16 protein-coding genes and 2 tRNA genes are annotated in these 22,581 nt (G+C 63.8%); 16 read left to right on the plus strand and 2 right to left on the minus strand.

Translation table 11 applies throughout. From position 1 onward, the window contains the following. Positions 1–177: 177 nt before the first annotated feature. On the plus strand, positions 178–1,566 hold the full coding sequence (locus tag BLW56_RS01220) for a sulfatase family protein (protein WP_093508862.1): 1,389 nt from the start codon (positions 178–180) through the stop codon (positions 1,564–1,566). On the opposite strand, the gene BLW56_RS01225 is transcribed toward BLW56_RS01220, so the two are convergent. Continuing rightward, complete coding sequence (locus tag BLW56_RS01225; protein WP_093508863.1) at positions 1,560–2,555, minus strand: flavin reductase; 996 nt, start codon at positions 2,553–2,555, stop codon at positions 1,560–1,562. The genes BLW56_RS01220 and BLW56_RS01225 overlap by 7 nt on opposite strands. Before the next feature lie 94 nt (positions 2,556–2,649). On the opposite strand from BLW56_RS01225, the gene BLW56_RS01230 reads away from it, so the two are divergent. From BLW56_RS01230 to BLW56_RS01270, 10 genes are all read left to right on the plus strand, one after another. Next, entirely contained in the window at positions 2,650–3,885 is a 1,236-nt protein-coding gene (locus tag BLW56_RS01230) for an acyl-CoA dehydrogenase family protein (RefSeq protein WP_177175751.1), read from the plus strand. A 10-nt stretch (positions 3,886–3,895) separates the two neighbouring features. Then, complete coding sequence (locus tag BLW56_RS01235) at positions 3,896–4,366, plus strand: MarR family transcriptional regulator (RefSeq protein ID WP_177175752.1); 471 nt, start codon at positions 3,896–3,898, stop codon at positions 4,364–4,366. Between the two features lie 531 nt (positions 4,367–4,897). Beyond that, a complete protein-coding gene (locus BLW56_RS01240; RefSeq protein ID WP_093508865.1) occupies positions 4,898–5,728 on the plus strand; it encodes a 23S rRNA (adenine(2030)-N(6))-methyltransferase RlmJ in 831 nt (276 codons plus the stop codon). Positions 5,729–5,944: 216 nt separating this feature from the next. After that, complete coding sequence (locus BLW56_RS01245) at positions 5,945–6,319, plus strand: DUF3703 domain-containing protein (RefSeq protein WP_256203246.1); 375 nt, start codon at positions 5,945–5,947, stop codon at positions 6,317–6,319. Between the two features lie 14 nt (positions 6,320–6,333). Further along, positions 6,334–6,657 carry a hypothetical protein gene (locus BLW56_RS01250; protein ID WP_093508867.1) on the plus strand — a complete coding sequence of 108 codons (324 nt, stop codon included), beginning with the start codon at positions 6,334–6,336 and terminating at the stop codon, positions 6,655–6,657. A gap of 55 nt (positions 6,658–6,712) precedes the next feature. Further along, entirely contained in the window at positions 6,713–7,984 is a 1,272-nt protein-coding gene (locus tag BLW56_RS01255; protein ID WP_093508868.1) for a TolC family protein, read from the plus strand. 4 nt (positions 7,985–7,988) lie between these two features. Beyond that, positions 7,989–9,149 carry an efflux RND transporter periplasmic adaptor subunit gene (locus BLW56_RS01260; RefSeq protein WP_093508869.1) on the plus strand — a complete coding sequence of 387 codons (1,161 nt, stop codon included), beginning with the start codon at positions 7,989–7,991 and terminating at the stop codon, positions 9,147–9,149. 3 nt (positions 9,150–9,152) lie between these two features. Beyond that, on the plus strand, positions 9,153–12,368 hold the full coding sequence (locus BLW56_RS01265; protein ID WP_093508870.1) for an efflux RND transporter permease subunit: 3,216 nt from the start codon (positions 9,153–9,155) through the stop codon (positions 12,366–12,368). Positions 12,369–12,420: 52 nt separating this feature from the next. Beyond that, the gene (locus BLW56_RS20490) at positions 12,421–12,567 is read left to right on the plus strand and encodes a hypothetical protein (protein WP_177175753.1); all 147 of its coding nucleotides are present in this window, start codon (positions 12,421–12,423) and stop codon (positions 12,565–12,567) included. A 138-nt stretch (positions 12,568–12,705) separates the two neighbouring features. Beyond that, positions 12,706–12,781 (plus strand) — tRNA-Thr (locus tag BLW56_RS01270). A gap of 413 nt (positions 12,782–13,194) precedes the next feature. On the opposite strand, the gene BLW56_RS01275 is transcribed toward BLW56_RS01270, so the two are convergent. Continuing rightward, positions 13,195–13,281: transfer RNA gene (locus BLW56_RS01275), tRNA-Leu, on the minus strand. A 201-nt stretch (positions 13,282–13,482) separates the two neighbouring features. On the opposite strand from BLW56_RS01275, the gene BLW56_RS01280 reads away from it, so the two are divergent. The 5 genes from BLW56_RS01280 to gltB all read left to right on the plus strand — a co-directional run bounded on the left by BLW56_RS01280 (position 13,483) and on the right by gltB (position 22,581). Beyond that, a complete protein-coding gene (locus tag BLW56_RS01280; protein ID WP_093508871.1) occupies positions 13,483–14,421 on the plus strand; it encodes a complex I NDUFA9 subunit family protein in 939 nt (312 codons plus the stop codon). Further along, entirely contained in the window at positions 14,421–15,221 is an 801-nt protein-coding gene (locus BLW56_RS01285; RefSeq protein WP_093508872.1) for an undecaprenyl-diphosphate phosphatase, read from the plus strand. The genes BLW56_RS01280 and BLW56_RS01285 overlap by 1 nt, the downstream gene beginning before the upstream one ends. A gap of 159 nt (positions 15,222–15,380) precedes the next feature. Further along, positions 15,381–16,823 (plus strand): NAD(P)-dependent oxidoreductase, encoded by a 1,443-nt coding sequence (locus BLW56_RS01290; protein ID WP_093508873.1) that lies wholly within the window; start codon positions 15,381–15,383, stop codon positions 16,821–16,823. Then, a complete protein-coding gene (locus tag BLW56_RS01295) occupies positions 16,820–18,031 on the plus strand; it encodes a DUF2059 domain-containing protein (protein ID WP_256203247.1) in 1,212 nt (403 codons plus the stop codon). Before BLW56_RS01290 ends, BLW56_RS01295 begins: the two co-directional genes overlap by 4 nt. Before the next feature lie 20 nt (positions 18,032–18,051). Next, positions 18,052–22,581: a glutamate synthase large subunit gene (gene gltB / locus BLW56_RS01300; RefSeq protein WP_093508875.1), complete on the plus strand. Its 4,530-nt coding sequence runs from the start codon at positions 18,052–18,054 to the stop codon at positions 22,579–22,581.

Raw genomic sequence — 22,581 nt, forward strand, 5'->3', positions numbered from 1 at the left:
TTTTGTAAAGTAGGTTGACAAATATCCAACAATCAGAGAGTATGATCGCCACTGAAACCCCTCATAAATCTGGGCTTTTCGGAATTTGCCTTTTGCTCAGCCTGCGTCCCAGGCGAGATGGGCCCAAGAGGAGAAGCGGAGCGAAATCGGCTCCCGAAACGGGAAGAGGAGAATCGGATGTTGTCGCGGCGCAATCTGGTGAAGGCAGGCGCGGCTTCGGCTGTAGCCGGGCTGTTTGGAACGCGGGCTCAGGCTCGCACACCAGCGCGCAAAAAACCCAATATCCTCTTCATTCTCGCAGACGATCTGGGCTTTGCCGATCTCGGCCGCTTCGGGCGCGACGACATCGCGACACCGTCGCTCGACACGCTCGCGGCGGGAGGCGTCGCGCTCCACCGATCCTATTCCAACAGCAGTGTCTGCTCGCCGACACGGCTCGCGCTGATGACCGGACAATATCAATATCGCTTCGCCGGCGGGCTCGACGAACCTCTGGGCCTCCATCCCGACCTGGGGCTGCCGGATTCGACCACTACCCTGCCCGACCTTTTGAAGCACGCGGGCTATGAGACATCGCTCGTCGGAAAATGGCACCTAGGCGGCCTGCCGGAATTCGGGCCGCGCAAGAGCGGCTACGACAATTTCTTCGGCATCTATCAGGGTGGAGCCGACTATTTCGAACATGGCATGACAATCCGCGGCCGGTTCAAACATGATCTTTGGGAGAATGAGACCGAGATTCACCGTACCGGATATCTGACCGACCTGATCACCGAGCGCAGTGTTTCGGAACTCGGTCGTTTCGCGGCGGCCGATCGCCCCTTCCTGCTGAGCGTCCATTATACCGCTCCGCACTGGCCTTGGGAGGGCCCCGAAGACGAGGCGGTCGCGAAAACGATCCGCGATTCCTTTCATTACGACGGGGGTTCGAACGCGGTCTATGCCGCAATGGTCGAAAGCCTTGATCGCGGCGTCGGCAAACTGTTGGCGGCGCTTGCCGCCAACGGGCAGGCCGAGGACACGATCGTCATTTTCACCAGCGACAATGGCGGCGAGCGCTTTTCGAAGGTCTGGCCGTTGCGCGGAATGAAAGGCGAGTTGCTGGAGGGCGGCATCCGCGTTCCAACCATCCTGTGCTGGCCGGGGCGTATCAAGGCCGGAACGACGAGCGACCTCGTCCATATGACGATGGACTGGATGCCGACCCTTCTGGCCGCTGCAGGCACAGCGCAGAGCGACCTGCCAAAGCTCGACGGGCGCAACCTGCTGCCCGACCTTCTGGACGGCAGCGCGGCTTCCCCGCGCCAACTATTCTGGCGTCACAAGGCCCAGGACCAGCGCGCCGCGCTCGACGGGAATCTCAAGTATCTGGCGATGAGCGGGCATGAGTTCCTATTCGATATCGCCTCCGATCCGCGCGAGGTCGCGAATCTCAAGACCGTGCGGACCGAAGATTTCACGCGACTGAAATCGGCTTTCGAAAGCTGGAACAAGGAGATGCTGCCCTATCTGCCGTCGACCTTCAGTTACGAACTGCGCGGCAACGGACATCTCGCCGGCTATTGAGTGGCGAGCGGTGCCGAAATCTCGGGCGGAGGCCCCCAGTCGCGCGCCAGCGTCGCCCGCAGCGCGTCGACGGTCTTGCGTCCGAGCCGCTCCCCCAGTTCCTGATCGATCCGACTCAGTATCTCGAGCGCGTCGGCGCGAAGTTGCTGCGACTTCTCACTGAAGGCGACAATCGACGCGCGCCCGTCGGTCGGGTCGGGTTCGATGACGATCCATTCGCGATCGACCATTTCCTGCAGCATTTTGCTCACCCCTTGCCGGGTGATGCCAAGGTTGCGGGCGAGGTCGATCGGGCGCCGCACGCCCAGCGCGATATTGGCAAAGGCCATCGATTGCGAGCGCGACACGGCTTCCCATCCGCGCGCGCGCAGCGCCGACTGCAGTCCTTCGTCGAACCAGTAGAAGGCCCGCATCACGTCGAGCATGAGAAATCCGTCCGCCATGTCGTCCGCTTCGCCCAGCCACGCCGATTGCGCAACCAAATTGAGCGCAGCGCCAGCAAGCGGGAACAGATAGGATCCATCGTGAAAGCCGAGCGGGCGGCGGTCGTCACGCAGCGCGACGTCGACAACCTCGCCGATCACCACCGCGTGCGTTGCATGGTCGATGATGCGACCGGGACGGAGCAATATGCTCGCGCAGGCGTCGGCCAGCCGGGGTGGACCGCCGGGGCCCAGCACCCAGTCGCCAACTTCGAAGCGCTCCTGCGGCGCGGCGCCGCCACCGCAGCGTCGCGATATCTCGCGCTGGTGCTCGGCCAGCAAATTCAGGCAGACATCGGCCCCTTCCGAAATTGCGGCGTGCGTCGCATTCGAGCGGTTGATGCACACAAGCATCGATGGCGGATCCATGCTCACCTCGCAAAAGGCGGTCGCCGCCATGGCATGGTTTCGCCCGGCATGGGTGGCGGTCACGACGGCGACGGGGCGAACCAGCGAGCGGAGCGCGCCGCGCAGGCCCTCGGCACAATTTTGCGATGGAAACATCATCGCCTGTTTGTGTAGCGCTCAAAGTATTTTGTCAACCTGGTTGACATATTTCATCGACACGGACTATGGTCGGAAAAATAGGATGGAGACGATGATGTCCGAAAAGCTCGCCGATCGCCGCATTCCCGCGGGCGACAATTTCCTTTCGCGCGAAGAGGTGGAGGCGATCACCCCAGAGGGTCTGGTCGAACGGATGCTGGCGCTCAAACCCCTGATCGCCGAGAAGGCGGCTTCGGCCGAGCGCGAGCGCCGCCCCGACGACGCGGTATGGGATGCCCTGCGCCAGAGCGGCTATTTCTATATCTATGTTCCACGCCGTTTCGGCGGGCTCGAATTCGACACCGACACCTATATCAGCGCGACGCTGCCGATCGCCGAGGCCTGCCCCTCGACTGGCTGGACCGCCTGTTTCGCAGCCGAACATAATTGGCTCATCGCCCAGATGCCGGAAGCAACCCAAACTGAAGTGTGGGGCAAGACTCCGTATGTCATCGCGCCAAGCGCGGCTTCCCCCCCCGGCATCGCGACACCTGTCGACGGCGGATACCAGCTAAAGGGTCGCTGGAAATGGGGCACGGTCGTGATGAATGCCGACTGGATCATGCTCAACGCGCTTGAGCCGGCCGAAGGCGCGCCGCCAGTGGCCCGCATGATGCTGCTTCGAGCCGAAGAGGTCGATGTAATCGACACATGGCAAATGGCAGGAATGGCAGCGACGGGCAGCAACGACATCCGTGTCGACGACGTCTTCGTGCCCGAAGGCTATCAGTTCGCGGTCCAGCCCGTCCGCTCGGGCCGCGGGCACGGGCGCGCGATCTATGGACCGGGGCTTTACGGTTCGCCGATGCTTCCCAATCTCTGCGTCACCGCCGCGATCCCGGCGCTCGGCGCCGCGCGGCAGGCGGTGCAATTCTGCCGTGAGCGGCTCCAGACCCATGTGAAGTTGGGCGGGATGACCACAAGCGTCGAAAAGCCCGCTGCGCAAATGAGGCTAGCCCGCGCGGACCTGCTTGCCCGCTGCGCCGAGCGGACGATCCGCTCGGCAGCGCGCGAGAATCTGCTGATCGGCGAAATCGAGGAGCCCGAACAGACGGGTGAACGCATCCGCATACGCGCGGAAATCGCAATAGCAGTCCAACAATGCGTCGAAGCGGTACGCACTTGCTGCGAGGCCGTCGGCTCAAGCGTTCATGCGCTCGACAACCCGATGCAGCGCCTGCTGCGTGACGTCCAGGTCATGCAAAGCCACATCGTTTATGATCTCGATGTTGCGACGGAGCTTCACGGCCGAACGCTGGTCGGCCTCCCCCCCAACTCGCTCCTCCTTTAAGAGCGAGCCGATGCCGCGGCGCGAGTTCTGGGGCCTTGATGACAGCATCGGCTACTTGGCGCGCATTGTGTTCCGCCGCTTCACCGGCGCCTTCGAAAAGCGGACATTGCCCCATGGAATTTCGATGGGGCAATATGCCTTGCTTCGCAGCCTATGGAATACAGACGGTATAGCGCAGCACAATATCGCCGTACGGCTGGGGCTGTGTGAGCCCACGGTGGCGGTGACGGCCCGCAGGCCTGAAAATCTAGGATTGCTGCGCCGAAGGGTGAACTCGTCGAACCGCCGCGAGACGCTCGAATATTTGACGCAACAGGGTCGGGATCTGGAACCGCTCCCGATGTGCGCCTCGCAAGCCGCACGTGCCGCAGCCATCAGGAATTTGTCGGTCCCCGAAGTTGCGACGCTCCACGCGCTTTTATGTCGAGTCGAACGAAATCTGGCTACTTTCGAAGCAGCGCTTATTGACGTTGAAAGCTAATGGCCGATTGGAGACCGCCCGCTCTCGAGCATGATTGCCGCGAAAGCGGACCCTGATCGGCGGCCCGCGACAGAGCACGCCACCTTCAAAACCTAGAGCGTTAATCCACCGTCAATCGTGAGGCTGGCTCCTGTCATTTATTCGCCGCGGCTGAGCGCACGGTTTACGTCATCTCGCGTATGGACAATAATGTTGAGCGGTCGCTCGACCGCCGGATCGCGGAGAATGCGGTCCTCGGCAATATACCAGTGATCGGCGATGTAGGTGGAATTGTGCCGTTGCCTAGATTTGCCGAACGCTATTCATTGCTCTCTAATTTTATATGGGACATACACAGACACAGCCAAGGCCCTATTAAAAAACGATATTATATTGGTGAGCCGCTCCCTCTTAATCAGCGGGCTCTAGGTTCGAGCCTTGGTGCGCCCACCATTTCCCTGAAATTATTGGAAATTTCGTCAAGCCTTGAGCTGGGTTGAGGTCGACCACACGCGCCGACATAAGGGCAGATCATCAGGATTTTGGATAACAATGAATTATCGCCATTCCTTCCATGCTGGCAACAGTGCCGATGTCGTCAAGCACAGCCTGCTGATCGCCCTCGTGCGCGCTTTGCAGCAAAAGCCGGGCTCGCTGACCCTGATCGACACCCACGCCGGTTGCGGGCTGTACGACCTTGGAGGCGATGAAGCCCAACGCACCGGCGAGGCCACACAGGGCGTGCTGCGAGCCTTTGCCGACCCGAACCCCTTGCTGGACGACTACCGCACCGCCGTAAACGCGGTGAATGCCGGGGCCGAGCCTCGCATCTACCCCGGATCGCCGCGATTTCTGGCGCAGCTTCTGCGCCCGCAGGATTTTCTGATCCTGAACGAGAAACATCCCGAAGACGTCTATGCCCTGCGCGGTGCGATGCGCGACACGTCCGCTGCCGTGCATCAGCGCGACGCCTACGAGCTTTGGCTAGCGATGGTGCCGCCCCGCACCGCGCGCGGTGTGGTGGTGGTCGACCCGCCGTACGAGCAGACCGACGAACGCGCCCGTATCACCGCCACCCTAGCCGCCGCCCACCGCAAATGGGCGCATGGGGTGACGGTGATCTGGTATCCGCTGAAAGACCGCGCCACGCATGTGCGGTGGAAGCAGCAGTTGCGGAAACTCGGCATCCCGAAGTTTCTGGTCGTCGAGCATTGGCTGTACGACAGCGATCAGCCCGACATTTATAATGGCGCGGGCCTTTTCATCGTCAACCCGCCCTACGCGTTCACGCAGGCGCTGCCGCCGCTGCTGGAAGCCCTGCGCGCCGCGCTGGCGCCGGAGGGACATCGGGGAGAGATCAGGGCCGACTGGTTGGGCGATTAAAACAACCCCGTCTTCCCCTTCTCCCAAAGGGGGAATTGCCGCACTTCAGCTTGTAGACAAATTTGGTCACGCTGAATGATGAAAATCGAATTGCCCATGTCTGCCGAAGCTTCAGCGGGCGCTCCACTCCATCGGCCGCGCTCGGCCATGGGTCGCTTGACCCTGTATCTGCTACAGGGTGCATAGAGGGACGAATCGGAATTTCAGGAGGATTTCGTGGTGCCAGTCGCTCGCCAACATGCCGATCAGTTGATCAGCGCGGAGCTCGGTCGTTACCACGCGGCGCGAGCCGAGGGCGACGTGCAGACTGCCTGGACGGCGCTGGAGCGCGTGCATGTCGTTGCCCAACCCTTTCCAATTCCCCACTTTGCCTCGCATTGGCAGATGCTCGTCTTTTCGATCGCCCTCCGCGATTGGCGCGAAACAGCAGGGCAATTGCTCCGGCTCGTGCTGGTTCCTGTGGGTTCGCTGACGGGCCGCCTACCTGTCGGAAACACGGGCCGAGCACGGATCAGTGCATTCCGGTCGATGCCGATTGCGCCCGATCTGGAAGCGCTGATTTCGCGGCGCGACAAACCTGCGGCGCCCTGATAAGGGGAACAGCGATGCCGGCTTCGATCATGCGACTGCTGATGATAATCGGGGTGCTGCTTTGCAGTATGCACCTTGCCGAACCCGCATCGGCGCACAGTTCCACAGACGATGCCGCCTTCCATCTTTCGATCGGCGAAACCGACAAGGATAGTCCTGAGCCGGCTTCGAAGCTGGCCCATGGCGGCCATCATCATTGCCCCGTCGCGCCCGATCTTGGGCGTGCGGAGGCGGCTTCCGTTTGTGCATTTGCGCGCGCCCCGCTCTTTGCGGCGGGCGCAATGCAGCTTCCCTCGCGCGACCTTCCGCCGCTGCTCGACCCGCCTCTCTCGATCTGAGCCCGCTCGCCGCGATCACGCGGCGATCAATCAGATCTATTGAGGATGTATTCCCATGTTCAAATTCGTTGCTGCCTTGCTGGCAGCCACATCGTGCGGCGCGATGGCGTCCGCACAGGAAGCGAGCACCGAAGCCCGGCAGATATCGGGTCCGCTGCTGACGCTCGACGAGGCGGTCGTTCTGGCAGGCGGCAGCGCACCGGCGGCCGAAGCGGCATCAGCAGGCGTCGATGCCGCTGACGCAGGACGACGGATCGCCGGTCTAAGACCAAACCCCGCTCTCGCGGTCGAGGTTGAAAATTTCGTCGGCACCGGTCCCTATAGCGGCGTCAACGGCGCCGATGTGACGGCGAGCGTCGCCATTCCGATCGAACTTGGCGGCAAGCGCCAGGCGCGGATCGGCGTTGCGGATGCCGAGGCATTTCGGGCCCGCCTCGCGCAATCGATCGCTGGGGCCGACATCAGGTTGCAGGTCACCGAACTCTATATCGAGGCGGCAGCAGCGGAGGTTCGTGTCGCCGTCGCCGAGGATCGGTTCCGGATTGCGGGCGATACCGCCCGCGCGGCAACGATCCGCGTTCAGGCCGGGCGCGCTTCGCCGCTGGAACAGGAGCGCGCCGAGGTTGCGCGGCTGACCGCCGAAGCCGATGCCGGCAAGGCACGAAGGATCGCCGACGCCGTCCGTGCCAATCTGGGGCGGCGAATCGGTCGCCCGGCCACCGGCCCGATCGACGTCGCCGTGCTCGGCGGCCCCGGCAGAGGCGCAATGGGTCCGCCTCGACCGGCAACAGCCACAGGCACGCTCGCGCTTGCCGCAGCCGATGCCGATCTCAAGATTGCCGATGCAGGTGTTGCATTCGCACGATCACAGCGCGTTCCCGACCTGACCGTTGGGCCGGGTGTCCGCCGGATCGAGGCTACAAACGATGTCGCCGCGATCTTCAGCGTCTCGGTACCGCTTCCGCTGCTCAATAACGGACGCGCGGCGGTCGATCAGGCGAGTGCGAACCGGCGACGCGCCGATGCACGGCGCCGGATGACCGTGCTCGATGTTGAGCAGCAGATCGCCGAGGTCGAGGTCGAAGCGCAAAATGCTGCGGAAGCGGCGCACGTTGCCAGTGGCCCCGCGCTCTCGGCGGCAATGGAAGCCGCACGCATCGCACGCATCGGTTACCGCGAAGGCAAGTTCGGGCAGCTCGAACTGCTCGATGCCGAGAGGGTGCTGACAGAGATGCGCGTCGCGTCGATCGACGCGCTTGCAACCTATCAACTCGCCAAGGCCCGGTTGGAACGCCTCACGGCTCCCGCGCCGATCGAAGGAAATTGATCCCATGACTTTCAACATCAATCGAAAGCTGCTCGCCGCCGCGCTGGTGCCATTGCTACTCTCAGCGTGCGGCGGCAGCGAAAGCGCCAGGCCCGCAGACGAACATGGCGATGACCATGGCAAGGAAGAAAGCGGCCACGCCGAAGAGGGCCGTATCGCGCTCACCGCCGAACAAATCCGGGTCGCGGGCATCACGCTCGGTCGGCCGACCGTCGGTAGCGCCGGTGCGCTCCAACTCCCCGCGACGATCGAAAGCGATCCGCAGGGGACGCAGGCGGTGTCGGCAGCGATCGGCGGGCGCATCGTCGCCCTCAACCACAATCTTGGCCAAGGCGTCGGTCGCGGCCAGACGCTCGCGATCATCGAAAGCCGCGAAGCAGCCCAGCTTCAGGGCGAGGTGCAGGCGACCAAAGCCCGCCTCGCTCTCGCCAACTCCAATCTTGCGCGCGAAGAGCGGTTGTTCGCGCAGCGTGTCTCGCCCGAACAGGACGTCATCGCGGCGCGCACGGCGGCAACCGAAGCGCGCATCGCGTACCAGCTGGCACAGCAGCAGGTGTCGGCGGCGGGCGGCGGCGGCGGCCAACTCAACCGCATCGCTATCGCGGCGCCAATCTCGGGGCAGGTCATTTCGCGCAGCGTCGTGCTTGGTCAGACGGTCGCGGCGGACGCCGAACTATACCGCATCGCCAATCTGTCGAGCGTCTCACTCTCGCTGAACCTGCAACCCGCCGATGCCGGACGCATTCGCCCCGGCGCTATCGTTACGGTGAGCGCGCCCGGACGGCAGGCTGCCGGCAAGATCAGCTTTGTGTCGCCCGCGCTCGATCCGGCGACACGACTGGTTCCGGCCATCGCGATCCTCGACAACCGATCCGGACAGTGGCGCATCGGTGAAGCCGTGACCGCTTCGGTCGCGCTCGCAGGCGACAGTGGCGCACCATCGGTCAGCGTTCCGTCGACCGCTATCCAGACGATCGAAGGCAAGAGCGTCGTGTTCGTGCGCACCAAAGAAGGGTTCGAGGCGGTTCCGGTGGTCCTCGGCGACCGGGCCGGCACGAACGTCGTCGTGCGATCGGGGCTGAAGGGCACCGAACAGATTGCCATCACCAACAGCTTCGCGCTCAAGGCCGAAATCGGCAAGGGCGAAGCGGGCCATGAGGATTAAGCCATGATCGCCCGCACCGTCACCTGGGCGGTCGACAAGCGCTGGCTTGTCGTCCTGCTCACCGTCCTTTCCGCCATCATCGGCGCCTTCGCGCTCTCACGCCTGCCGATCGATGCGGTTCCCGATATCACCAACAACCAGATCCAGATTAACGTCCGTGCGCCCGCTCTCTCGCCCGAACTGGTGGAGAAGCAGGTCTCCTTCCCGATCGAGACCGCCCTCGCCGGAATTCCTGGCCTCGAATACACCCGCTCGCTGAGCCGCAACGGCTTTGCGCAGGTGACGGCGGTCTTCACCGACAAGACCGATATCTATTTCGCCCGGCAACAGGTTGGCGAACGGTTGAGCGAAGCCGCAGAGACGATGCCCGAAGGCGTCCGCCCCGAGATGGGACCGATCGCAACCGGACTCGGCGAGGTCTATATGTGGACCGTCCGCCTCGGCCACCGCAAAGATGATGCGCACAATCCCGGCGAGCCGGGCCTTCAGCCCGACGGCAGCTATGTTACGCCCGAGGGCGAACGGCTCGTCACCGCCGCCGACAAGGCGACCTATCTGCGTACCGCGCAGGACTGGATCGTCACCCCGCTGCTCCGCACCGTTCCCGGCGTCGCCGGGATCGACGCGATCGGCGGCTATTCGAAGCAATATATGGTCGTCCCCGACGTGCAGCGGCTTGCTGCGCTGGGTCTCAGCCTCACCGATCTCGCCGAGGCGCTCGAGCGCAACAATACGAGCGTCGGCGGCGGGGTCGTCGAACGGAACGGCGAAGGCCTCGCAGTCCGCTCGGACGCCCTCATCCGCGACGCCGCCGAGCTTTCGCGCATCGTCGTCGCCACGCGATCGGGGGTTCCCATCACACTCGATCAGATCGCGACCGTCCGCACCGGACAAGCGGTGCGCATGGGCTCGGCATCCGAAGCGGGCACCGAGGTCGTCGTCGGCACCGCGATCATGCGGATCGGCGAGAATAGTCGAACAGTTGCCACCGCCGTCGCCGATCGGCTGGAAACCATCAACGCCTCGCTGCCGCCCGATGTCCTCATCGAGCCGGTCCTCGACCGCACCAAGCTCGTCAACTCGACAATCTGGACGGTCGGCAAGAATCTGACCGAAGGCGCACTGCTCGTCATCGTCGTCCTGTTCCTGCTGCTCGGCAATTTCCGGGCGGCGCTGATCGCCGCGCTCGTCATTCCGGTGACGATGCTGCTGACCAGCTTCGGCATGCTGCAGGCAGGTGTTTCGGCGAATCTGATGAGCCTCGGCGCGCTCGATTTCGGGCTGATCGTCGATGGCGCGGTGATCATCGTCGAGAATGCGTTACGGCGCATGGCCGATCTCCAGCACCGGCATGGTCGCATCCTGACGGTCGAGGAGCGGCTGGCGACGGTCGCTGCGGCAGCCCGCGAGATGGTGCGGCCTTCGGTCTATGGCCAGGCGATCATCATCCTCGTCTATGTGCCGCTGCTGACGCTCAGCGGGGTCGAAGGCAAGACCTTCATCCCGATGGCGCTGACCGTCATCATCGCGCTCGGTTTCGCCTTCATCCTCTCGCTCACCTTCGTGCCCGCCGCGATAGCGATCTGGTTGTCGAAGCGGGTCGAGGAGAAAGAGGGCCGGATCATGGCGTGGCTGAAGCAGCGTTACGAGCCCGGTCTCGACCGCGCTATGGCCCAGCCGAAGCTGACCATCGGGGCCGGGATCGGCGGATTCGTTGCCGCAATCCTCGCCTTCCTCTCGCTCGGGCAGGTATTCCTGCCGCAGCTCGATGAAGGCGATCTGCTGATCCAGGCCTTCCGCGTCCCCTCGACCTCGGTCGAGCAGAGTCAGGCGATGCAGCTGCCGATTGAGCGCATGCTGTCGAAACAACCCGAGGTTGCGATCGTCTTTTCGAAAACCGGCACCGCGGACCTCGCGTCCGACCCGATGCCGCCGAACGCGACCGACAATTTCGTCATCCTGAAACCCAGAAAGGAATGGCCCGACCCGAGCCTCAGCAAGGCCGAGCTCGTCGAACGGCTGGAGAAGGAGCTGAACAAATTCCCCGGCAACGCCTATGAAATCACGCAGCCGATCCAGATGCGCTTCAACGAGCTCATCGCCGGCGTTCGCGGCGATCTCGCGATCAAGGTATTCGGCGACGATTTCGGCGCGATGAATGCCACGGCGCAGGAAATTGCCGCGATCCTTCGTAAGACCGAAGGCGCGACCGATGTCCGTGTCGAGGAAACCGAAGGCCTGTCGATGCTCGACATCCGCGCGAACCGCAACGCGATGGCACGGCTCGGCGTCACCGCGCAGGACGTGCAGGATGTCGTCACCGCGACGATCGGCGGGCGTCAGGCCGGCACGATCTTCGAAGGCGACCGCCGCTTCCCCGTTGTGGTACGATTGTCGGATGCGCAGCGATCGGATCTGTCGGTGATCGAGCAGGTGCAGGTGCCGGTCGCAGGCGGCGCGTTCGTACCGCTCGCCAGCGTCGCCGATATCAGCATCGTCGACGGCCCGAACCAGATCAGCCGCGAGAATGGCAAGCGCCGCGTCGTGGTGCAGGCGAATGTTCGCGGGCGGCCGATATCGGACGTCGTGGGCGACGCCAAGGCGGCGATTGCCAAGGATGTCCGCTTGCCTGCCGGCAGCTATCTGGAATGGGGCGGCCAGTTCGAGAACCTCGCCTCGGCGCGTGATCGGCTGCAGCTCGTCATTCCGGCGTGCTTCATCCTGATCCTGCTGCTGCTCTATGGCGCGCTCCGTTCACCACGCGATGCGGCGATCGTGTTCACCGGCGTGCCGCTGGCGCTGATCGGCGGTGTCCTGGCGCTGTTCCTGCGCGGGATGGACTTCTCGATTTCGGCAGCGGTCGGCTTCATCGCGCTATCGGGGATCGCGGTCCTCAACGGCCTCGTCATGGTGTCGTCGATCCAGGAGCTGATGCGGTCGGGAATGGCGAGATCCGAAGCCGCGAAGCAAGGCGCGCTTATGCGCCTCCGCCCCGTGGTAATGACCGCTCTCGTCGCCAGTCTGGGCTTCGTGCCGATGGCACTGGCGACCGGTGCGGGCGCCGAAGTCCAGAAACCGCTGGCGACGGTGGTGATCGGCGGGCTGATATCGGCAACCTTGCTGACCCTCTTCGTCCTTCCGACCCTCTACGCGCTTCATGGGGGCGAGCGGTCGAAGAAAGAGAGAGGGATCGAGGACGGCGCATTCGCACAGCCATGACGACGGCGGACACGCCGGGCACGATCATACGGCCGGGGCCAAAGCCCGGAGCTTGAGGATCCCGCTGGCGCTGACCGGTGCCTTCCTCATCGCCGAACTCGTCGGGGCGTGGCTGTTCAACAGCCACGCCCTCCTCTCCAATGCTGCGCAATCAATACGCCGTGACACGTGTCACAGTTCGATGAGCGGCGCCCGATAGCAGAAACGGAAAACGGCTCGATCGCGCTTCTTCGACCGCGATGGATTGCGATCGAGCGCCTCCTGTTCTGCTCATCTACGGAAAGTGAACCACGACGCTTGTCTTCGCTTCGGCACGCTGGTAGAGGCCCCCCTCGTTGCCGCTTTAGCTCAGTTGGTAGAGCACATCATTCGTAATGATGGGGTCACAGGTTCGAGTCCTGTAAGCGGCACCATATATCCTACAATTCAATAACTTAGAGCGGCATCGCATGTCCGGCTGATCGATGCCCACATCCTTTTCGGGACGTCGGAATCGGCTTCTCGTTCCCTGCTCTTTGGGTCGCGCCGCCATCGGCGCGATGATCTCCGCCTTTTTGGGAATAGCTCTCCGGTTTGAGAGAACGGATCGGGGTATCGATAAGGGGCTTTGGGAGACTCCTGCAAACAGGCTTCGGCCAGAGCCGGAGAAGCGGGCTCAAAATCGACAAGACGGCCACCGAAAATTCCGGCCTATCGCGGCCCGGCTTGTTGGCCCTCTTCAATAAGATCGAGCAAACTTCCTCGGATGCCAAAAGACAAGGCCAAGGGCAAAATGTCATCTTCCTGCCGTCAGTCGACGGTTCTCTGGCGTCTTGAGATGGGAAAATGGTGCCCAGAAGAGGACTCGAACCTCCACGACCTTGCGATCGCCAGCACCTGAAGCTGGTGCGTCTACCAATTCCGCCATCTGGGCACGGGGTAGGAGCGGGCGCTTAGCGGGGCGTCTGGCGGGTTGTCAACTGCATCGCATGGGCCGATGTACATTTTATCGCAAAGCCGCCGGTTTTGCGTCGCAAACCTGCCTTCTCCCCTTGCCCCCCTTCCCGCTTCGCGGCATGGGGAGGGCCGTCGGCGCGACCTGCGCCATCCAGAGAATCGATACAGGCGGACGCAAATGCAGAAACTCGACGGGCAATTGATCACGGTGCTGGGCGGCGGGGGCTTCCTCGGCCGCTATGTCGTGCAGCGGCTGCTCGCACGTGGCGCGCGCGTACGCATCGCACAGCGAACCCCGCGAGCCGCAACCTTCCTGAAACCGCTCGGGGGGCTCGGCCAGACACAGTTCGTCGCCGTCGACGTCCGCGACCCCGCCAGTATCGCGCGCGCGCTGCAGGGCAGCGACGCCGCCATCAACCTCGTCGGCGCGTTCGATGACATGGACGCCGTGCAGGCCGATGGCGCGGGCCATGTGGCCGCGGCCGTCAAGGCGGCGGGCGCCGGCGCGCTCGTCCACGTCTCTGCGATCGGCGCGGACCCCGAAAGCGCCTCGGCTTACGGCCGCAGCAAGGGCGTCGGCGAAACGGCGGTTCGCGCCGCTTTTGCAGGTGGCACGATCCTGCGTCCGTCGATCCTGTTCGGCCGCGAGGACCATTTCATCAACCGCTTCGCGGGAATGATACGCATGGCCCCTGTCGTGCCGGTGATCGCGCCCAACGCGAAATTCCAGCCGGTGTATGTCGGCGATGCCGCCGATGCGGTCGTCGCGGCGCTTGGCAGAGACGCCGCTGGCAAAACATATGAACTCGGCGGACCGCAGGTGATGACGATGGCTGAACTGCTGCGCTGGGTCGCCGACGCGATCGGCCGCTCGCCCTTGTTCGTCGACGTCCCCGACTTCGTCGCCTCGGCGCTGGCCAGCGGCTTCGGCTGGGCCCCCGGCGCGCCAATCACCAAGGACCAGTGGCTGATGCTCCAGCACGACAATGTCGTCGGGGACGGCACCGCAAGGCTGGCCGACCTCGGCATCACGCCGACCTCAATGGCATCGGTCGCCGACGGCTGGCTCGTCCAATATCGCCGCAACGGCCGCTTCGCAGAGCTCGCTTCGCGATAATGTCTATCTGGCTGACCGCAATCATCCTCGGCATCGTCGAGGGTTTGACCGAGTTTTTGCCCGTCTCCTCGACGGGGCACCTCATCCTTGCGACCGAGCTGCTCGGCTATGATGCCGCGCGCTGGGCGATCTTCAACATCGCGATCCAGCCGGGTGCAATCCTTGCGATCGTCGTGCTGTACCGGAAACTCTTCTGGGACATGTTCACCGGCTTCTTCCGCCGCGATCCCGTCGCGATCGCATTCGTGCGCAACCTGCTCCTCGCCTTCTTCCCCGCGGTCATCCTCGGCCTCGCCTTTGGCGATTATATCGAGCTGCTGCTGGAAAATGCCGTTGTCGTCGCTTGGGCGCTGATCATCGGCGGCTTCGCGATCCTGCTCGTCGAACGCTTTGCCAAGACGGTGGACGTCGGCGGGGTGGCGAATGTGTCGGCGCGGCAGTCGATCCTCGTCGGCCTTGTCCAGTGCATCGCGATGATCCCGGGCGTCAGCCGGTCGGGCGCCACGATTCTCGGCGCCATGTCCTTCGGGGTCGACCGCAAGACCGCTGCCGAGTTCAGCTTCTTCCTCGCACTCCCGACGCTGACCGGCGCAACCGTGCTGCAGCTGTTCAAGCATCGCGATGCGATCACGACGAACGATCTCAGCCTCATCGCCTTGGGTTCGCTCGTCTCGTTCGTCGTCGCATGGGCCGTGATCAAGGCCTTCCTTGCCGTCGTCACCCGCTATGGCTTTGCCCCCTTCGCTTGGTATCGAATCATCGCCGGCGCCGCTGCGCTGATCTGGCTCGGCATGAGGTAGGACCGAATCGGTACTATTTGACGAAAGATAATTACGCAGACCTGTTTTGAGGCAAATCACCCCTCCATTTTAGGTTAGCAATACTGTCCTAACTCGCATTTCGCCCGTGACAGGGCTTTTCGGGCCATGCAAATCCCCGCTCAACGAAGGGGATACTGCATGGCTTCCGAACGCATGCTCCAGTTTGTGGGGCGTGAACAATCCTATCCGGACAAACGCTCCGCCGAAGAGCGCGCGCAAGACTTTCGCGAGATCGCCGAACGTTACGCCGCTCCGCAAGCCGACGCACAGGCGGCGCGCTGCTCGCAATGCGGCGTGCCCTATTGCTCGGTACATTGCCCGCTCCACAACCATATCCCGGACTGGCTGCGCCTGACCGCCGAGGGACGCCTGCGCGAAGCCTATGAGCTTTCGAACGCGACCTCGACGATGCCCGAGATTTGCGGCCGCATCTGTCCGCAGGATCGCCTGTGCGAAGGCAATTGCGTGATCGAGTTCTCGGGCCATGGCGCGGTGACGATCGGCAGCGTCGAGAAATATATCACCGATACCGCTTGGGCCGAAGGCTGGGTCGAGCCGCTGCACGTCGGTGCGGCGACCGGCCAGTCGGTCGGCGTGATCGGCGCCGGCCCCGCGGGCCTGACCGCCGCCGAATATCTCCGCGCGGCGGGGCACGAGGTACATGTCTATGACCGGCACGACCGCGCCGGCGGCCTGCTCACCTATGGCATCCCCGGCTTCAAGCTGGAGAAGGATGTCGTGATGCGCCGCGTCGACCGGCTGGTCGAGGGCGGCATCCATTTCCACCTCGGCTTTGCGGTCGGCGAGGACGCGACGCTCGACGCGCTGCGGCAAAAGCATGACGCGATCCTGATCGCGACCGGCGTCTACAAGGCGCGCGAGATCAACGTACCCGGCAACGGCGCCGACGGCGTCATCGCCGCGCTCGACTATCTGATCGCGTCGAACCGCAAGAGCTTTGGCGATGATGTGCCCGCGTTCGATGACGGCCGCCTCGATGCCAAGGACAAACATGTCGTCGTCATCGGCGGCGGCGACACCGCGATGGACTGCGTCCGCACCGCGGTGCGTCAGGGCGCGAAGTCGGTGAAATGCCTCTATCGCCGCGACCGCGAAAATATGCCAGGGTCGCAGCGCGAGGTCGCCAACGCCGAAGAGGAAGGCGTCGAATTCGTCTGGCTCTCGGCCCCCGAGAGCTTCACCGCCGACAAACATGTCAAGGAAGTCGCGGTCGCCGGCATGCGCCTCGGCGCGCCCGACGCGAGCGGCCGCCGCAGCCCCGAGGCCGATCCCGGCCGCAAATTCGACGTGCCCGCCGACATGGTGATCAAGGCGCTGGGCTTCGATCCCGAGGAACTACCGCACCTGTTCGGTTCGCCCGACCTGTCGGTCACGCGCTGGGGCACGCTGCGCGTCGATCACCAGACGATGATGACCAGCCTGCCCGGCGTTTTTGCCGCGGGCGACATCGTCCGCGGCGCCAGCCTGGTCGTCTGGGGCATCCGTGACGGCCGCGATGTGAGCGATCAGATGGCAAAGTGGTTGAAAGCGAAAGCCAAAAGCGAAAAGAAGGCAGCATGACCAACAGGGAAGGAAATTTCATGATGCCGTCGTTCAAATCGATTCTGCTTGCGGGTGCCGTGGCGATGCTGCCGCTGGGCGCGTCCGCCAATGCCGCGCCGAAAAAAGCGGCCAAGGAAGCCCCGCTGGCCGAGGTCGTCGTGGCCGAGCCGGCGCAGGTTGAAGAAGAACCCGCGAGCGACTTCGACAGCGAAGCCTATGCCAAAGAGCAGAAGGCCAAGATGCAGAAGGAAATGGACGAGGCGATCGCGCTGATCGAAAAGATGTTCGACACGAGCAGCCTGCCGCCTATCGAGCCGGCTCGCCTCGCGCTCGCGCAAAAGACGATGGGCCAGCTCATCCCCGCCGGCAGCCTCGAAAAGATGATGGACAATCTTTACGGCAAGATGTTCAAAACGCTGATGGGCGAGTTCGGCGGCCAGTCGGACCTGATGCTCTCCATCAAGACCGGGGTCGAAAGCGAAAAGATCGCCGCGCTCGACGAAGCGACGAAGACCAAGGTCGCCGACATGTTCGATCCGCACCGCAAGGAGCGCGAAGACCAGATCACCCGGGTGATCAAACCGCTGATCAGCGAAGTGCTGGGCGACATGGAACCGCCGATGCGCGAGGGCATGTCCAAAGCCTATGCGCGCAAGTTCACCGCGGCGCAGCTCACCGATCTCAACGGCTTCCTCGCGACCCCGACCGGCACGATCTATGCCAGTGAATGGATGGCGCTTCAGGCCGACCCCGAAGTCATGGTTGCGATCATCAAGGCGGTTCCGCCGCTGATCAACAAATTCATCGATCGCGCGCCGCAGATCGAAAAGGACATGAAGGACCTGCCGAAGGAAAAGCAGCTTTCGGACTTCAGCGACAAGGAACTCGGCCAGCTTGCCAAGCTGATGAAGGTCGATGTGAAGGTGCTGAAAGAACAGCGCGACATGTGGAACAGCACGACCGATGACGCTGCCGATGCCGTGGCGGTCGAAGCGGCCGACGATTATGCCGTCGACGCTGCAGCCGACGCGGCGGACGCCGCCGCCTATGCCGCCGATGCGGCGGCCGAAGCGGTTGTGGACCCCGCGTATGACCGCAGCAATTGGTCGGCCGCCGATCTGAAACGCGTCGAAGACCTCGAAACCGCTTACGAAAATGCTTCGCTCGCTGCACAGCAGGCTTCGGATGAAGCGGCGGAAAACGCACGCAAGAAACTGCCCAAATAAGGCACTCCGTCAGGACAAAGATGATGACCCATTACCCCACCCCCGATCACGCGCGGCTCGAAGCCGAAGGCATGTATCGCCCCGACATGGAATCCGATGCCTGCGGCGTCGGCATGGTCGCGGCGACCGACGGCAAGCCGTCGCGCCGCGTTGTCGAGGCGGCGATCGAAGCCCTGCGTGCCGTGTGGCACCGCGGCGCGGTCGACGCCGACGGCAAGACCGGGGATGGGGCGGGCATCCATGTCGACCTGCCGGTCCGTTTCTTCGACGATGCGATCGCAGCGTCAGGCCACAAGGTTCGCCCGAACCGCCTCGCCGTCGGCATGGTCTTCCTCCCTCGCACCGATTTGGGCGCACAGGAAGAATGCCGCACGATCGTCGAGGCCGAGATCATCGACGCGGGCTTCACCATCTATGGCTGGCGCCAGGTGCCTGTCGACGTCTCGGTGATCGGCGACAAGGCGCAGCGCACGCGCCCCGAGATCGAGCAGATCATGATCGCGGGCCCCCTGCCCGACGAGCAATCGGTCGCCGAGTTCGAGAAGCAGCTCTATCTCGTCCGCCGCCGGATCGAGAAAAAGGTCATCGCGGCGCAGATCGCCGACTTTTATATCTGCAGCCTGTCGGCGCGCTCGATCATCTACAAGGGCCTGTTCCTCGCCGAGAGCCTTGCGGACTTCTTTCCCGACCTCACGAACAAGCTGTTCGAAAGCCGCGTCGCGATCTTCCACCAGCGCTATTCGACGAACACCTTTCCGCAATGGTGGCTGGCGCAGCCGTTCCGCTGCCTCGCGCATAACGGCGAGATCAACACGATCCGCGGCAACAAGAACTGGATGAAGAGTCACGAGATCAAGATGGCGAGCCTCGCGTTCGGCGAGCATTCGGAAGATATCAAGCCGGTGATCCCGGCAGGCGCATCCGACACCGCCGCGCTCGACGCGGTGTTCGAGGCGCTGTGCCGCGCGGGCCGCGACGCGCCGACGGCGAAGCTGATCCTCGTCCCCGAGGCATGGACGACCGAATGCGACGTCCCCGACAACCACCGCGCGATGTATTCGTACCTCGCCAGCGTGATGGAACCGTGGGACGGCCCCGCCGCGCTCGCGATGACCGACGGCCGCTGGGCTGTCGCGGGCATGGACCGCAACGCACTCCGTCCGCTGCGCTACACGCTCACCGCCGACAACCTGCTCGTCGTCGGCTCGGAAAGCGGCATGGTGCTGCTGCCCGAAGCGAGCATCCGCAAGAAGGGCCGCCTTGGCCCCGGCCAGATGATCGCGGTCGATCTGGACGACGGCACGCTCTACGAAGATCTCGCGATCAAGGACAAGATCGCCGATGCCGCCGACTATGCCTCGCGCGTCAAGGGCTTCCGCACGATGGCCGACCTGCCCAAGGGCGGAAAATCGAGCCTGCCGACCTTCGATCGCTCCGAACTGCTGCGCCGTCAGGTCGCCGCGGGCCTCACCATGGAGGATATGGAACTGATCCTCAGCCCCATGGTCGAGGATGCGAAGGAAGCGATCGGGTCGATGGGCGACGATACGCCGCTCGCGGTCATTTCCGACAAGCCGCGCCACGTCGCGCAATTCTTCCGCCAGAATTTCAGCCAGGTCACCAACCCGCCGATCGACAGCTTGCGCGAACGGCATGTGATGAGCCTGAAGACGCGCTTCGCAAACCTTGCGAACATCCTCGACGAAAAGGGCCAGAGCGACCATGTGCTCGTAATCGACAGCCCCGTCCTCGTCGGCGACGACTGGGATCGGCTGCGCGCCTATTTCGGCGATGCCGTCGCCGATATCGATTGCACCTTTGCCGCAGGCGGCGATGCTGCGACGCTCCGTGAGGCGATCGCGCGCGTCCGCCGCGAAGCCGAGGAAGCGGTGCGCGCCGGACGCTCCGAACTCTTTCTCTCCGACCAGAATATCGGCGATGGCCGTGTCGGGGTCGCGATGGTGCTCGCCGCCGCCGCCGTCCACACGCATCTCGTGCGCAAGGGCCTCCGCAGCTACGCCTCGATCAACGTCCGCTCGGCCGAAGTGCTCGACACTCATGCCTTCGCGGTTCTCGTTGGCGTCGGCGCGACGACGGTGCATGCCTACCTCACCGAAGCGGCGATCGCCGACCGACAGGGGCGCGGACTGTTCGGCGACCTGTCGCTCGATGATTGCCGCCTGCGCTTCCGCAAGGCGATCGACGATGGTCTGCTCAAGATCCTCGCCAAGATGGGGATCGCGGTGATCTCCTCCTATCGCGGCGGCTATAATTTCGAAGCGGTCGGCCTCAGCCGCGCGCTCGTCAACGACCTCTTCCCCGGCATGCCCGCGAAGATTTCGGGCGAAGGCTATCAGTCGCTCTTCATCAACGCGACCGACAAGCACAGCGCCGCCTTCGACAGCCGCGTCACCACCCTCCCCATCGGCGGCTTCTACCGCCAGCGCGCGGGCGGCGAGGCGCATGCCTATTCGGCGCAGCTGATGCACCTGCTCCAGACCGCGGTCGCGACCGACAGCTATTCGACCTATCTGCAATTCGCGCGCGGGGTCGCCGACCTGCCGCCGATCTATCTACGCGACCTGATGGAGTTCAACTATCCGACGCAGGGCGTCGCGCTCGACAGCGTCGAGGCAATCACCGAGATCCGCAAGCGCTTCGTCACCCCGGGCATGTCGCTCGGCGCATTGTCGCCCGAAGCGCATGAGACGCTGGCGATCGCGATGAACCGCATCGGCGCCAAGGCGGTGTCCGGCGAAGGCGGCGAAGCGAGCGAACGCTATCGCCCCTATGCCAATGGCGACAATGCCAATAGCAACATCAAGCAGATCGCGTCGGGCCGCTTCGGCGTCACCGCCGAATATCTCGGCGCGTGCGACGAGATCGAAATAAAGGTCGCGCAGGGTGCGAAGCCCGGCGAAGGCGGCCAGCTTCCGGGCTTCAAGGTCACCGAGTTCATCGCGCGGCTGCGTCATGCGACGCCGGGCGTGACTTTGATCTCGCCCCCGCCGCATCACGACATCTATTCGATCGAGGATCTCGCGCAGCTCATCTACGACCTCAAGCAGATCAACCCCAGGGCGCGCGTGTGCGTGAAGCTCGTGAGCTCGGCGGGCATTGGCACGGTCGCAGCGGGTGTTGCGAAGGCCCACGCCGACGTCATCCTCGTCGCCGGCAACACCGGTGGCACCGGCGCCTCGCCGCAAACCAGCGTCAAATATGCCGGCACGCCGTGGGAAATGGGCCTGTCCGAAGTCAATCAGGTGCTGACGCTCAACGGCCTGCGCCATCGCATACGCCTCCGCACCGATGGTGGTCTCAAGACCGGCCGCGACATCGTCATCGCGGCGATCCTCGGCGCCGAGGAATATGGCATCGGGACTTTGAGCCTCGTCGCGATGGGCTGCATCATGGTGCGCCAGTGCCACTCGAACACCTGCCCCGTGGGCGTCTGCACACAGGATGAAAAATTACGCCAGAAGTTTACGGGCAGCCCCGAAAAGGTCATCAACCTCATGACCTTCATCGCCGAGGAAGTGCGCGAAATCCTTGCGAAGCTCGGCTGCCGCAGCCTCGACGAGGTCATCGGCCGCACCGAGCTTCTCCGTCAGGTCAGCCGCGGCGCCGAACATCTCGACGACCTCGATCTCAACCCGATCCTCGCCAAGGTCGACGCACCCGACGACCAGCGCCGCTCGCAGGGCCCGAGCTTCCGCAATCCGGTGCCCGACAGCCTCGACGCGCAGATCCTGAGCGACGCCAAGCCCTTGTTCGAACGCGGCGAGCGCATGCAGCTCACCTACAATGTCCGCAACACGCACCGCGCTGTCGGCACGCGCCTGTCGGCCGAGGTCACTGCGCGTTTCGGCATGAAGGGCCTTGCCGACGACCATGTGCAGGTGCGCCTGCGCGGCACGGCGGGCCAGTCACTCGGCGCTTTCCTGTGCCAGGGCGTCACGCTGGAGGTCTTCGGCGATGCCAACGATTATGTCGGCAAGGGTCTGTCGGGCGGCCGCATCGTCGTGCGCCCCACCGTCTCGAGCCCGCTCGTCAGCCAGCACAACAGCATCATCGGCAACACCGTCCTCTACGGTGCGACCGCAGGCACTTTGCTCGCGGCGGGTCAGGCTGGCGAGCGTTTTGCGGTCCGCAATTCGGGCGCGAAAGTCGTCGTCGAGGGCTGCGGCGCCAATGGCTGCGAATATATGACCGGCGGCACTGCGGTGATCCTCGGCCCTGTCGGTTCCAACTTCGGAGCGGGCATGACCGGAGGCATGGCATTTATCCTCGACACCGACGGTCAGTTCGAACGTCGCGCCAATGGCGAATCGATCGTCTGGCAACGCCTGGCAAGCAGCCATTGGGAAGCCTTCCTGAAGGACTTGGTCGAAGATCATGCCAAGGCGACGGGCAGCAAATGGTCGGCCGAGGTTCTCGCCGACTGGGATCGCTGGCGCGGGCACTTCTGGCAGGTTTGCCCGAAGGAAATGCTGAGCCGGCTGACGCACTCGCTGAACGAGGAAGAGGTCGAGGTCGTCGCGGCTGAGTGA

Origin of the sequence: Sphingopyxis sp. YR583 (assembly GCF_900108295.1) — a bacterium.
Classification (GTDB): Bacteria; Pseudomonadota; Alphaproteobacteria; order Sphingomonadales; family Sphingomonadaceae; genus Sphingopyxis.